The 12,874-nt window shown below is 63.9% G+C and carries 11 protein-coding genes and 1 other annotated feature; of the genes, 4 read left to right on the forward strand and 7 right to left on the reverse strand.

Going from position 1 to position 12,874, the window contains the following annotated elements; translation table 11 throughout:
* Positions 1-25 precede the first annotated feature (25 nt).
* The 7 genes from H8790_RS12380 to H8790_RS12410 form a co-directional block, all read right to left on the reverse strand.
* Entirely contained in the window at positions 26-463 is a 438-nt protein-coding gene (locus H8790_RS12380) for a GNAT family N-acetyltransferase (protein WP_187332820.1), read from the reverse strand.
* A gap of 25 nt (positions 464-488) precedes the next feature.
* The gene (locus H8790_RS12385; protein WP_187332821.1) at positions 489-1,547 is read right to left on the reverse strand and encodes an acyltransferase; all 1,059 of its coding nucleotides are present in this window, start codon (positions 1,545-1,547) and stop codon (positions 489-491) included.
* Positions 1,548-1,658: 111 nt separating this feature from the next.
* On the reverse strand, positions 1,659-4,472 hold the full coding sequence (gene ileS, locus H8790_RS12390) for an isoleucine--tRNA ligase (RefSeq protein WP_187332822.1): 2,814 nt from the start codon (positions 4,470-4,472) through the stop codon (positions 1,659-1,661).
* A gap of 15 nt (positions 4,473-4,487) precedes the next feature.
* The gene (locus H8790_RS12395; protein ID WP_187332823.1) at positions 4,488-4,748 is read right to left on the reverse strand and encodes a PF20097 family protein; all 261 of its coding nucleotides are present in this window, start codon (positions 4,746-4,748) and stop codon (positions 4,488-4,490) included.
* Positions 4,749-4,794: 46 nt separating this feature from the next.
* Positions 4,795-5,031 (reverse strand) — a binding site (T-box leader).
* A 108-nt stretch (positions 5,032-5,139) separates the two neighbouring features.
* A complete protein-coding gene (locus H8790_RS12400; protein WP_187332824.1) occupies positions 5,140-5,808 on the reverse strand; it encodes a TVP38/TMEM64 family protein in 669 nt (222 codons plus the stop codon).
* Positions 5,809-6,001: 193 nt separating this feature from the next.
* A complete protein-coding gene (locus H8790_RS12405; protein WP_187332825.1) occupies positions 6,002-7,837 on the reverse strand; it encodes a VanW family protein in 1,836 nt (611 codons plus the stop codon).
* Positions 7,838-7,972: 135 nt separating this feature from the next.
* Positions 7,973-8,773 (reverse strand): ParB/RepB/Spo0J family partition protein, encoded by an 801-nt coding sequence (locus tag H8790_RS12410; RefSeq protein ID WP_187332826.1) that lies wholly within the window; start codon positions 8,771-8,773, stop codon positions 7,973-7,975.
* 172 nt (positions 8,774-8,945) lie between these two features.
* Here H8790_RS12410 and mnmE point away from each other — a divergent pair, with 172 nt between their 5' ends.
* The 4 genes from mnmE (at position 8,946) to prmA (ending at position 12,825) form a co-directional block, all read left to right on the forward strand.
* A complete protein-coding gene (gene mnmE, locus H8790_RS12415; protein WP_187332827.1) occupies positions 8,946-10,289 on the forward strand; it encodes a tRNA uridine-5-carboxymethylaminomethyl(34) synthesis GTPase MnmE in 1,344 nt (447 codons plus the stop codon).
* Positions 10,290-10,420: 131 nt separating this feature from the next.
* Entirely contained in the window at positions 10,421-10,948 is a 528-nt protein-coding gene (locus H8790_RS12420) for a DUF1836 domain-containing protein (RefSeq protein WP_187332828.1), read from the forward strand.
* Positions 10,949-10,984: 36 nt separating this feature from the next.
* The gene (locus H8790_RS12425; protein ID WP_187332829.1) at positions 10,985-11,857 is read left to right on the forward strand and encodes a DegV family protein; all 873 of its coding nucleotides are present in this window, start codon (positions 10,985-10,987) and stop codon (positions 11,855-11,857) included.
* Positions 11,858-11,871: 14 nt separating this feature from the next.
* Positions 11,872-12,825, forward strand: coding sequence for a 50S ribosomal protein L11 methyltransferase (gene prmA / locus H8790_RS12430; RefSeq protein WP_187332830.1), 954 nt, complete (start codon positions 11,872-11,874; stop codon positions 12,823-12,825).
* The last annotated feature ends 49 nt before the right edge of the window (positions 12,826-12,874 follow it).

Raw genomic sequence — 12,874 nt, forward strand, 5'->3', positions numbered from 1 at the left:
TTCCTCTCATTGGTTTGAATCGCGCCTACAGCGCCTTCCGATAGGTCAGCCAGTCGTCCACCCGTTGGGCGCCGAGCCGGCTGTAAAAGGCCTGGGCCCTGGTGTTCCGGAGGAAGCATTTCCACTCCAGGCCCGCGCAGCCGCTGTCCGCTGCCAGGCGCTCCAGGCAGTTGAAAAAGCCGCGGCCATACCCCTTGCCCCGAACGGACTCCTCCACGTACAGGTCCTCGATGTAGAGGATCTTTTGGCCGGAAAAGGTGGACACCATGTAGAAGTAGGTGGCCATGCCCACGTCCCGGCCGTCCTCTTTCAAAAGGACGGCCTCCATGGGCCCCTCCAACAGCGCGCGGATGTCCGCCTCCGTGGCGGTCAGCTCCGATTCCTTGCCCAGGTAAGCGGCCAGCTTGGCCACCATTTCGTATAGGCGGCCGGCGCCCTCCGGCCCGATTTTATAAAAGTCCACAGGTCTCACTCCTCCAATCGAATCATCAGATCAGCCAGCGGTTGACCAGGGGGATGTGGCGGAGCACCTCATATACCAGGCAGCCGCAGCCCAAAAGCAGCAGCGTCATCATGGGGACGGTCAAAATCGCCGGGCCCACCAGCGCGGTCACGCCGAAATGGGCAAAGGCTTTTAAAAAGAAAATGTGCACCAAAAATACACAGAAGGAGGCCTTGGAGATGTACTCCAGAACGGAGGCAGCGGCCTCCGGAATGCGGACGGACAGGCAGAGGCCGTAGACGCCCACGGCGATGAGGCACATCCCCACCCCCATGCCCTCAATGAAGTGGGTGTCCAACTTCCCGGCGGCGGAGGACGCGGCCCAGCTGCCGCAGAAGGCGGTCAAAAAGCCCGCGAGGGCTGTGATCGCCCAGGGCCACCGCCGGTGAGCGCCGCTGTGATAGGCCGAGAGATAGCGGCCCAGGAGCGTATAGCCGATGGAAGCGTAGGTCATGTTCATCAGCCACTGCTTGGGGATGCCCACCAGGAGGGTGAAGGGCCAGAAGGTTTTGACTGTGGGGTACAGGATCCCCAGCAAAAACCACAGCCCCAAGAGGTAGGAGAGCTGGCGCCTGTCCGCGTGGGCGGCCACAAGCTGGGTGATGGGCAAAAAGGCGTACACCAACAGCATGATGTGCAGGTAATAGAGATGCTCCTCATGGCGGAAGAGCACCACCTCCTTCAGGGCCTGGATCAGCGCGGGCGCCGTCAGCTGAGAGAAGGCCAGAAGGGAGAAGACCTTGTAGCACACGGCCCAGAACAGCAGCGCCACCAGCAGGCGGGGGAAATTTTTGGTATAGAGCTTTTTCAGCGTCATGGGCCGGTCGGGGTTCAGCAGCAGCGTGCCGCTGGCCATGAGGAACAGGGATACGCTCACATGGGAGACGCAGGCCCAGAATAGCGCGCACAGCCAGGCCGGCGTGCCCACCGCGTCCGCCGCAAAGGCGGGCACCGCCACATGGCTGATGAGCACGTCCAAAATCGCCACGGTCTTGACAAGGTCCACCGCGCTGCTGCGCCTGCGCACGGGAAGCGTTTTTTCCATAGAAGCCCCTTTCATCTCATCAAGGCGGAAAATAAGGGAAGAGCGGGGCAGCTTGCCCCGCTCTCCAGTTTAATCGTTTTTCGGGAAATATGCAACCAAAACCGTGCGCCCTTAGAACTGGGGCAGCTTGCGGACCACGTTGGCGCAGCGCGGGCACAGGCCCGGGTGGTTGGGGTCCTCGCCCACCTGGAGGGAGTGCATCCAGCAGCGCTGGCACTTCTCGCCCGCGGCCTCGGAGACCTCCACGCTCAGGCCCGGGAAGTTTGTGCCCTGGCCCACCACGGAGTCTGACGCGGCCTCGGCGGAGGTGATGGTGCACTCGGAGACGATGAACAGCTCCGCCAGGTTCAGCGCGGCCACCTGGGCCAGGGCGCTCATGGCGTCGCCGTCCGCAGCGTGGAGGGTCACATGGGCCTCCAGGGCCTTGCCGATCTTCTTCTGGGCACGGGCGGCCTCCAGCACCGAGTTGACATCGCTGCGCAGCCGGATCACCGTGTCCCACTTGGCCATCGCCTTGTCGCTGAGGGCGTAGTCGGAGAACACGCCGTTCATCTGGTTGAGCACCACATTGCGCGGATCGTCGCCCTCCCGGTGGGGCATGGCCTGCCAGATCTCGTCGCAGGTGAAGGCCAGAATGGGGGCCATCAGTTTGGTCATGGTGTCCAAAATCAGGTACAGGGCAGTCTGGGCGCTGCGGCGCAGCGCGCCGTCCTTCTCCTCGCAGTAGAGGCGGTCTTTGATGATGTCCAGGTAGAAGCTGGAGAGGTCCACCACGCAGAAGTCGTTGACCAGGTGGGTCAGCACGTGGAACTCATAGTTGTCGTAGGCCTTCAGACCGGCCTCCACCAGGCCGTTCAGCCGGGTCACCGCCCAGCGGTCCAGCTCCTCCATATCCTCGGGGGCCACCAGGTCGTTGGGGTCAAAGCCGTCCAAATTGCCCAGGCAGTAGCGGGCGGTGTTGCGGAACTTCAGGTAGTTTTGGGAGAGCTGCTTGAAAATCTCCTTGGAGCAGCGCACGTCAGCGTGGTAGTCGGCGCTGGCGGCCCAGAGGCGCAGCAGGTCCGCGCCGAAATCCCGGAAGATTTCCGCCGGGTCCATGCCGTTGCCCAAGGACTTGTGCATGGCCTTGCCCTCGCCGTCCACGGTCCAGCCGTGGGTCAGGCACTCCTGGAAGGGCGCACCCTTGCCCAGGGCGCCCACGGCGGTCAGCAGCGCGGACTGGAACCACCCGCGGTACTGGTCCAGACCCTCCAGATACATGGTGGAGGGCCAGAAGCCCTGTTCCTTGCGCATGGCGGCCACGTGGGAGGAGCCGGAGTCAAACCATCCGTCCAGGGTGTCCTCCTCCTTGGTAAAGCCGTGGTCCGCGCCGCAGTGGGGGCAGGTAAAGCCCTTGGGCAGGATGTCCTCCGCCTCTTTGGCGAACCAGGCGTTGGAGCCCTCCCGCTCAAAGAGGCCGGCCACGGCGGCGATGGTCTCGTCGTTGCAGATGGGCTTTCCGCACTCGGGGCAGTAGAACACGGGGATGGGCAGGCCCCACTTGCGCTGGCGGCTGATGCACCAGTCGTTGCGCTCCCGGATCATGGAGATCATCCGCTCCTTGCCCCAGGCGGGGACCCAGCGCACGTCGTCGCAGGCAGCCACTGCCTCGTCCTTAAAGGACTCCACGGAGCAGAACCACTGGGGCGTGGCCCGGAAGATGATGGGGCCCTTGCAGCGCCAGCAGTGGGGATAGGAGTGGACGATGTCCTCGCTTGCAAAGAGGGCGCCGCTCTCCTTCATATCGCTGAGGATAATGGGGTTGGACTCGTCGGTCTTCATGCCGGCGTACTTGCCGGCGTAGTCGGTGTGGCGGCCCTGGTCGTCCACGGGCACCACCATGTCCATGCCGTAGCGCTTGCAGGTCTCGTAGTCGTCGGCGCCGAAGCCCGGGGCGGTGTGGACGCAGCCGGTGCCGGAATCCATGGTGACGTAGTCTGCCAACAGCACCCGGGAGGTCTTGGGCAGGAAGGGGTGGTCGGCCAGCATGTTCTCAAAGAAGGCGCCGGGGTGGGTCTCCACGACCTCGTAGCCCTCCACGCCGCCGACCTTCATCACTTTCTCCACCAGGGCCTCGGCCATGATATAGACCTCGCCGCCCGGGGCCTTGACCAGGGCGTAGGGCTCCTCCGGGTGCAGGGCGATGCCCAGGTTGCCGGGCAGCGTCCAGATGGTGGTGGTCCAGATCACGAAAAAGAGCTTCTTGGGGTCGTAGGCGCCCAGCTTGCCCAAATCGTCGTGCATGGGGAACTTCACATACACCGTGGTGCAGGGGTCGTCCTGATACTCGATCTCCGCCTCGGCCAGGGCAGTCTCGTCCTTGGGGCACCAGTACACGGGCTTGAGGCCCTTGTAGATATAGCCCTTTTTGAACATCTCGCCGAAGACCTTGACTTCCTCCGCCTCAAAGCGGGGGTCCATGGTCTTGTAGGGGTGCTCCCAGTCGGCCAGCACGCCCATGCGCTTGAAGCCCTCCATCTGCACGTCAATATAGTGCTGGGCAAAGTCGTGGCAGGCGGAGCGGAACTCCGGAACGCTCATGGCCTTGCGGTTGAGCTTGTTCTTCTTGATGATGGCGGACTCGATGGGCATACCGTGGTTGTCCCAGCCGGGGATATAGGGGGTGTAGTAGCCCCGCATGGCATAGGAGCGGGTGATGAAGTCCTTCAGCGCCTTATTCAGCGCGTGGCCCATGTGCAGATCGCCGTTGGAGAAGGGAGGGCCGTCGTGGAGGCTGAAGAGGGGTTTGCCCTCGTTCTTTTTCAGCATCTCGTTGTAAAGGTCCGACTCCTCCCAGCGCCTCAGCATGTCCGGCTCCCGCTTGGGCAGGCCCGCCCGCATGGGGAACTCGGTCTGGGGCAGGTTGATGGTCTTGTTGTAGTCCATGTCTTGTGTTTCCTCCTATTGTTGGCGGCGTTTGCCTTTTTCAATCAGCTTGCAGGGAAAAGTGACCAGCCCGCAGTCCCGGCAGAGCATGGCGCCGGGAAAGGTGGGGAAGGGATCGCGGGTGAACATCGAGGCGTCGTCATCGTCCAGGGGCCCGAGGTCCACCTGGTCGGTGGGGCCGCGGAACAAGCGCAGCTCCTGCTGGGTCCAGAAGGGATATTTTTGGGTGTGCAGGTCGCCGGATTCCATCTCTTTCCCGCATTTGGGGCAGTTCATCTCGCAGCCTCCTAACAAAAAAATAAAACGCCCCCGTCTCCTAAGAGACAGGGGCGAAGCCTCTGCGGTACCACTCTTGGTTGCCGCATTGCTTGCGCAAAGCGGCCGCTCATCCCCCAATTGCTTGGGGCGACGGATAACGCCCGTCCTGCGTCCGCGCTTACTGCTTTCTTCAGCGGGAGGCTCCAAGGTGATTTTCCTCCGGTTCCGCCCTCCGCCTTTCACCAAACGGCGGCTCTCTTTGCGGCTTTCCCGGGCTACTCTTCCTCTTCCACGCCTTACTTCTGTTCAATTACTCTGGTATGATACCCGTTTTGATCCTTTTTGTCAACCGAACAGACGGTATTTTTTCCTGTTTTCTCCGATTTCCCGCATTTATCCCCTCTGAGCCTCACAGCCTGCCGCGACGCCGCCACAGCCCGTAGGCCGCCACAGCCGCCGCCGTGGTGGCCGCCATGACCCCAAGGGCGATCAGGAACTGGGGGGAGCCGGGCTCCTCTATGGCGTCTCCCATCAGGGTGAAGCAGATGGTCTGGGGGGCGAAGCCCAGCACCGAGCCCAGCACATAGGGCCGGTAGCGCAGCCCGGAGGCCCCCATGTACATGCTGACGATGTCGCAGGAGAATAGGCCCACGACCCGGACCAAAAAGGCGTAGATAAAGTCGTTTCCCACCCGGAAGTCCCGGAGCGCATGGAGCTTTGGATGCTTTTCCATCAGGCGCTCCACGCTCTGGCCCGCGGAGAACCGGGCGGTGAAAAAGGGCACGGAGCAGGCCACCCCCACTCCCAAGAGGTTGAGGGCAAGGGCCGCCGGGAGGGGGAAGACCAGCGTGGCCGCTACCTCGAACAGGGCCAGCGGCAGCAGCACGGACAGGCTCTTGACCGCATAGAGCAGCAAAAGGAGCAGCGCCGCCAGCAGCTGGTTTTCCGGCGTGTGATCCAGCAGGGCCTCCACGGTGAGGTCCCGGTCCGTCCCCAGGACCCAGATCACCAGGGCAATGGTCACGGCCATAGGCGCCAGCCGCAAAAGCCGCTTTCCCAAAGGCTCCTTTTTTTCCAAAGTCCCGCTCCTTTCCCTGTGATTGGGCCTGCGCCCCTCCGGCCGTTGCATTGGCCACTCTGCCGCCTGCTGAGCCGGATGAAAGCGCAAGATTTTGAACCTGCAGTTTATCTTATTATCATACCGCCGCAGGGCCGGAATGTAAATCATAAAATGACGCCGTGCCGGGATACTCCGGCACGGCGTTATTTTTTTAGGTACCGCCCTGCTGGGTGCCGCCCTGTCCGGCGCTGGAGGCGCTTCCATCCTCCGGCACAGGCCAGTTGATGGCGCCGTCCGGATTTTCCGGCGCGGAGGTGCCGCCTTCCGTCTCCGGGGTGGTGGGCGTGCCGCCGCCCTCCGGGGTCTCCGGCGTCACGGGCGTGGAGCCTCCACCCTCCGGCACCTCCGGCGTCACCGGATCGGTGACCTCCGGAGTTACGGGTTTCACAACAGGCGTATCCGGGACCTCCTTGGTGCCCCGCAGGATCACCTTGTTGCGGACCTTGTAGTCGCTGGAGGCCTCGAACGTGCTGGAGATCAGCTTGCCGCTGGCGTCGTATACATTGCGGTAGGTGCGGACCTTGTAGCCTATGTAGGGTGTGGTCTTCACCTTCTCCGTGCCCGTCGGCAGCGTGGGATCGTCCTCGTAGACCACCTCAAAGGGCGTGGTGCTCAAGTCCTCCTTGGTCATCTTCACGTATTTTCCCGTCAGGTTGGTGCCGTAGATGGTGACGGTCAGGAAATTTTTGGAGTAAACAGCGACAATTTTAATGGGATAGTCCGTGTTGTTGGCAAAGCGGAACTCCGGCCCGCCCCAGGACACGGTGGCGTCCATGCCCTTTGTGATGTAGGACGGCGCATAGCGGTGGGCCGCCCGGGTGACGATCTCCAGATCGGAGAGCAGCGCCGCCATATAGAGGGTGGAGGAGGTCTGGCAGATGCCGCCGCCGATCTCGTCCACGGTTTCGCCCTTCACATAGGCCGGGGCCGGCAGGTACCCCCGGGCCGCGGTGCGCTCACCCACCACGTCGTTGTAGGAAAAGACGTCGCCGCTGTTGAGCACAAAGCCGCTGATTGCTGCCGCGGACTTTTTCACATTGCCGATGCGGTTGGAGCTTCCGCTCACGTGGGTCTTGTAAGTGCCCAGCACATCCCGGAACAAAAGCGGCCGGAGCTCATCTGCCGTCACGGCGGGATACTCCACCACCGCCGGGATCTCCACGGTTTCACCGGGCTCCGCCTCGTCCAACAGCCGCTGGGCCTCCTCCTGGTCAAACTCAGCGCCCACCACGGCCTCGTAGATGCTGCCGGTCTTTGCGTCGTACCCGGCGTTTTTCACCTCCCGGGCCGCGGCGGTGTGGACCGCCTGGGCGGTGAGGACCGTGCCCTGCACCACCGTGTAGGGGATGGAGACGGACTCGTAGTCACACTTGCCCAGCGCCTCGCTCAGCACCTGGACCAGCGTGTCCGGGTCCAGGGAATAGCCGTCCTTGGCCTTGGTGATGTAGACGGCTTCCGACCCCATGGTGTAGGCGCCGTTCACCGGCTCGCGGCTCAGTTTTTTTGCAAGGGCGGGGGAGAGCTCCTCCAGCTTCTCGGCCTGGAGGACCGCGTCCACGCCGCCGCCGCTCAGCATCCCGCTGAGGTAGTGCCAGCCGGAGGCAAGGAAGCTTGCGCTGTGGCAGTAGTCGTAAGCCGCCCGGGCCGTGGCGGCGCTGTCCATGGTCACGCCGCCCAGGTCACCGAAGGTCAGGGGCACCTCGGCGCCGGAGTAATCGTCCCCGGACTCAGCCAGCGTCAAACCGACAGCCGTGTCGTCCGTCCAGGCGCCCTGGTGGGCCTCTAACTGAGCCTCCGCCTGGGCGATGGTCATCCCGCCCACCTCCCAGGTGTCCGCCACGCGGATGCCGGGGAAGATGGTGGTGCTGCGGCTGGCCGCGAAGCACAGGGCTATGTAACACAAGAGCAGGATGCCCGCGGCAACGGCGGCGATGGCCAGGCCCCGCTTATTCCATTTTTTCCCTGCCTCCATGTGTTTTCCTTCCATGTATGCCCTCCTATGGAACAATTGAATCAACTGCGGACAACCACACCCTATGCAACCGGCGGGCGGGTTATCACCACGTGACCCATTTTACCACAGAAATCGGGGGAAAAGCATTACAATCCCGTAACAACTGCTTTACCGTCCGCTCTGCTTGGGGATGCGGATGGTCAGCAGGATTTCGCTGTCCGTGTCCCGGCGGTCCCACCCTGCGTCCACGCCGGCCCGGCGCATCACGCCGAGGCCCCGCTCCACGCTGTTGAGGAACAGCCGCACGTCCTTGAGGATGAAGGTGGCCCGGCGCTGGGGCGGCGCGGTCTGGAGATGGGCGAGGCGCTGGTCGATGTAGGTTTCACTCTGGGCCACGTTGAGGCCGTGGTCGATGATGTAGCGCAGGGCCGCCGTCCGCTCGCCCTCCTCCTCCAGCCGCAGCAGCGCCCGGGCGTGGCGCTCGCTTAAGTTCGCCTGGCGCAGCAGCGCCCGGTCCGCCTCGCTCAGCCGCAGCAGCCGGAGCTTGTTGGCCACGGCGCTCTGGGACTTGCCCAGCCGGCGGCCAACCTCCTCCTGGCTGAGCCCGTAGTCCCCGATGAGTTTGGCCATGGCCTCGGCCTCCTCAAAATAGTGGAGGTCCTGGCGCTGGAGGTTTTCCACCAGGGCCAGGGCGGCGGAGTCCTCATCGCCCATGGCCGCCACAATACAGGGCACCTCCCGCAGCCCGGCCAGCGCCGAGGCACGGAGCCTGCGCTCACCGGCCACCAGTTCAAACTCGTCCCCCTTGCGCCGCACCGTCAGGGGCTGGAGCACCCCGTAGCGGCGGATGCTCTCCGACAGCTCCGAGAGCGCGCGCTCCTCAAAGTGGCGGCGGGGCTGGGCCGGGTTGGGGCGGATTTTCTCCAGGGGGATGCGGAGCACGGACCCCGCCTTACGGTAAAACTGCATGAAAAGACTCCTTTCCCGGAAATACTCTTCTTTCTATCCTACGGATTTTCATTCGACTTTACCTGAAAAAACCGTCGAAGGGGTGGGAAAATTTCAAATGATTTGCTATACTGGTTCAATTCGGAGGAATCCGCAAGGTTTTGAATGAGTTTGTGAGAAAAAGAGGTGCACCATGGAACCCATTGCTGCCATTGCCACCGCCCTGGCCCCCTCGGCCATCGGCGTGATCCGCGTCAGCGGCGAAGGAGCCGCCGCCCTGGCCAGCCGCGTTTTTTCCCCTGCCGCGGGAAAGCCGCTGGATAAATGTCCCCCCAGAACCATGCACTACGGCACCATGTCAGATCGGCGCCGCCGCACGGTGGACCGGGGGATGGCCGTCTGGTTCCCCGCCGGCCGCAGCTACACCGGCGAGGAGTCGGCGGAGCTCTACTGCCACGGCTCCCCGGTGGCCATGGGAGAGGTGCTGGAAGCCCTCTTTGAAGCCGGGGCCAGGCAGGCCGGGCCGGGGGAGTTCACCCGCCGCGCCTTTTTGAACGGCCGTATGGACCTGACCTCGGCGGAGGCTGTGATGGACCTCATCGACGCGGAGACAGCGGAAGCGGCCCGCCTGGCCGCCTCTCAGAGCGGCGGCGCCCTGGGCCGCACGGCCCAGGCGGTCTATGACGGCCTGCTGGACCTCTCCGCCCGGTTTTCAGCGGTGGTGGATTACCCGGACGAGGATTTGGAGGACGTCCGCCCTGATGAGATCCGCGCCGCGCTGGATCGGGCGGAGGAGACGCTCTCCGCCCTGCTTTCCACGGCCGGCAGGGGGGCGGTCATGAGGACCGGTGTGCCCACCGCCCTCATCGGACGGCCCAACGCTGGCAAATCGTCCCTGCTCAACGCCCTGGCCGGGACAGAGCGGGTGATCGTCACCGCCCGGCCCGGCACCACCCGGGACACGGTGGAGGAGCCGGTACGGCTGGGGGACGTGACGCTGCGGCTCATCGACACCGCCGGTATCCGGGACGCGGAGGAGGAGGCGGAGCGATTGGGCGTGGAGCGCTCCCGCCGGGCCGCTGCCCAGGCGGAGCTGGCCATTTTGGTGCTGGATGGGTCCGCCCCCTGGTCCGGGGAGGATGAGCAGGCGCTGGAGGCCGCCTCCGCCGCAAAGCGCCTGCTGGTGGTGCGGTCCAAGGCGGACCTGCCCCAGGAGCCGGGCCTTGCGGAGCGCTTTCCCCAGGCCCTTTCGGTCAGCGCAAAGACCGGCCGGGGCATAGAGGACATAGTGCGGGCGGTCGGCGGACTCTTCCCGTCGCCGGAGGCCGCCTTCACCCTGACCAACCAGCGCCAGCAGGACGCGGTGCGCCGGGCCTTGGAGGCCGTGAAGCGCTCCCGCCAGGCCCTGGAGCTGACGCCGGACGCGGCCCTCACCGATGTGGAGGAGGCCATGGCTGCCCTGGGGGAGCTCCTGGGCGCCACGCCGAGGGAAGACATTGTGGAGCAGGTGTTCGCCCGGTTCTGCGTGGGAAAATAGCGAAAACCGGCAGGAGCGCGTTTTTTGCATGAAAAGCGATATTGAATCAGCCGTTAAATGATTTACAAAACCAGATTTTTGTGGTATGCTATGTCTGTTTCTATGGAGTTTCAAAAGAAGGAGGCAAGGAAATGGACGAGCTGCACGCGCTGCAGGAGGTGCTGCGCGGCCAACGGCCGGTGGAGTGGGATCAGCTGCCCGACATCCCGCTGTATATGGATCAGGTGCTCTCTTACATGGACCGGCAGAGCATCCGCGTGGATGAGAGCGACGCGCTGACCTCCGCCATGGTGAACAACTACACCAAAAGCGGACTGGTGCCCCGGGCCGAGGGGAAGAAGTACGGCCGGGAGCATCTGGCCTATCTGACGGCCATCTGCGCCCTCAAGCAGGTGATGTCCGCCCGGGACATGGCGCTCATCATCGGCAAGGAGACGGAGGGGAGCCACTCGGTGGAGGAGATGTATCAGCGTTTTCGCACCAGCCTGGACCAGGCGCTGGAGCATGCCGCCGGGGAGATGGACCCCTATCTGGACGAGGAGAAGCTGGCTGACGGCGCCGTCCACTTTGCCCTGTTGAGCTATGCCGCCGGCGTGGCCAGCCGGCGCTACGTGAACGTGCTGCGGTCTCTGGAGCCGGAGAGCAAGAGGAAAAAATAAGCCGGCGGCGCCGGTTTTCTGAAGGAGAGAGGAACTATGAGAGAGTTTGTCATTATGACCGACAGCTGCTGCGACATGACCGCAAAAATGGCGGCGGATTTGGAGCTGGAGGTGCTGCCCCTGTCGCTGCACATGGGTGCTCAGGAGTACCGCAACCTGTTGGACGGCAGCGAGATCGGCTTCCAGGACTTCTACAACCGCATCCGCTCCGGGGAGGAGGCCACCACCTCTGCCATCAGCGTCGGCGCGTTTGAGGAGCGGATGCGCCCCATCCTCCGCCAGGGAAGAGATATCCTGTGCATCAATTTTTCCTCGGCCCTGTCCACGACCTACCAGTCCGCGGCCATTGCGGCCGAGGATATGCGCGCGGAGTTCCCCGAGGCCAAGGTCCTGGTAGTGGACAGCCTGTGCGCCTCATTGGGCCAGGGGCTGCTGGTCTATCTCTGCGCCCAGGAGAAAAAGCGGGGCGCGACCATCGACGAGGTCCACGCCTTCGCCGAGGCCACCAAGGGCAGGGTCTGCCACTGGTTCACCGTGGACGATCTGAACCATCTCAAGCGGGGCGGCCGCATCAGCGCCGCCACGGCGCTCTTCGGCACCATGCTCTCCATCAAGCCGGTGATGCACGTGGACGACACAGGCCACCTGGTGCCTGTCAGCAAGGCCCGGGGCCGCAGGTCCTCCCTGGTGGAGCTGGTGAACCATATGGAAAAGACCGCCGTGGACCCGGCCCATCAGACCGTGTTCATCAGCCACGGCGACTGCGAGGGCGACGCGCTGTTTGTGGCCGACGAGATCAAAAAGCGCTTCGGCACGGAGCAGATCTACCTCAATTTCGTTGGGCCCGTCATCGGCAACCACTCCGGCCCGGGCACGGTGGCCCTGTTCTTCCTGGGCAGCCAGCGCTGAAGCGAGGCGGCGGAATGAATTGGCTGGAGCTGCACATTGACACCTCTCCCGCCGGGCTGGAGCCGGTGACCACGCTGCTTTCCGCACTGGGGATCGACGGCGTGGTGGTGGACGACGAGGGAGAGTTCCTGGAGTTTTTGGAGAACAACCATCAGTACTGGGACTATGTGGACGAGGAGCTGATGGCGCGGGAGCGGGGCAAGTCCCGCATCACCTTCTACCTGGAGGAGAACGAATCGGGGTTCAGCCTGTTAGGCCAGGTGCGCATCGCCCTTTCCGCCCTCAAGCGGGAGCGGAGCGACTGCGGCACGCTGCTGCTCACCATGGAGAACCTTCAGGACTCCGACTGGGAGAATAACTGGAAGCAGTACTATAAGCCTATGGAGATCGGGGAGCGGCTGATCGTCATCCCCGAGTGGGAACAGGCGGACACCGGGGGCCGCATCCCCCTGATCCTCAATCCCGGGCTCACCTTTGGGACCGGAAGCCACGCCACCACCCGGCTGTGCCTGACAGCCCTGGAGCGCCACGTCCGCGGCGGCGAGCAGGTGCTTGACCTGGGCTGCGGCAGCGGCATTTTGTCCGTGGCCGCCCTGGCGCTGGGGGCGGAGCACGCCGTGGCCGTGGACATCGACGACAAGTGTCTGAACGTGGCCTATGAAAACGCGTCCCTCAACCACATCGGCCGCGACCGCTGCCGGGTGCTGGTGGGCAACGTGCTCTCCGACGACGCCCTCCGGCAGGAGATCGGCTCCGGCTACGACATCGTGGTGGCCAACATTGTGGCGGATGTGATCATCGCCCTGGCCCCCATGGTGGGGGAGCTGAAGAAGCGGGAGGGGCTGTTCCTCTGCTCCGGCATCATTGACGACCGGGCGGTGGAGGTGGCGGACCGGCTCCGCCAGGCGGGCCTTGCCATTTTGGAGACCAGGGAGAGCGAGGGCTGGTTTTCCTATCTTTGCAGATAGCGCGGACGGAAGGCCGGCGGAGGGTTGCGCTTCCCCGGCGCAATGGGAA

Source organism: Oscillibacter hominis, assembly GCF_014334055.1.
Taxonomy (GTDB): Bacteria; Bacillota; Clostridia; order Oscillospirales; family Oscillospiraceae; genus Oscillibacter; species Oscillibacter hominis.

Coding starts and splice junctions, on each gene's coding strand:
- H8790_RS12395 (WP_187332823.1), bottom strand. CDS start 4,748: ATGAACTGCCCCAAATGCGGGAAAGAGATGGAATCCGGCGACCTGCAC.
- mnmE (WP_187332827.1), top strand. CDS start 8,946: ATGGAACCCATTGCTGCCATTGCCACCGCCCTGGCCCCCTCGGCCATC.
- prmA (WP_187332830.1), top strand. CDS start 11,872: ATGAATTGGCTGGAGCTGCACATTGACACCTCTCCCGCCGGGCTGGAG.
- H8790_RS12420 (WP_187332828.1), top strand. CDS start 10,421: ATGGACGAGCTGCACGCGCTGCAGGAGGTGCTGCGCGGCCAACGGCCG.
- ileS (WP_187332822.1), bottom strand. CDS start 4,472: ATGGACTACAACAAGACCATCAACCTGCCCCAGACCGAGTTCCCCATG.
- H8790_RS12425 (WP_187332829.1), top strand. CDS start 10,985: ATGAGAGAGTTTGTCATTATGACCGACAGCTGCTGCGACATGACCGCA.
- H8790_RS12405 (WP_187332825.1), bottom strand. CDS start 7,837: ATGGAAGGAAAACACATGGAGGCAGGGAAAAAATGGAATAAGCGGGGC.
- H8790_RS12385 (WP_187332821.1), bottom strand. CDS start 1,547: ATGGAAAAAACGCTTCCCGTGCGCAGGCGCAGCAGCGCGGTGGACCTT.
- H8790_RS12410 (WP_187332826.1), bottom strand. CDS start 8,773: ATGCAGTTTTACCGTAAGGCGGGGTCCGTGCTCCGCATCCCCCTGGAG.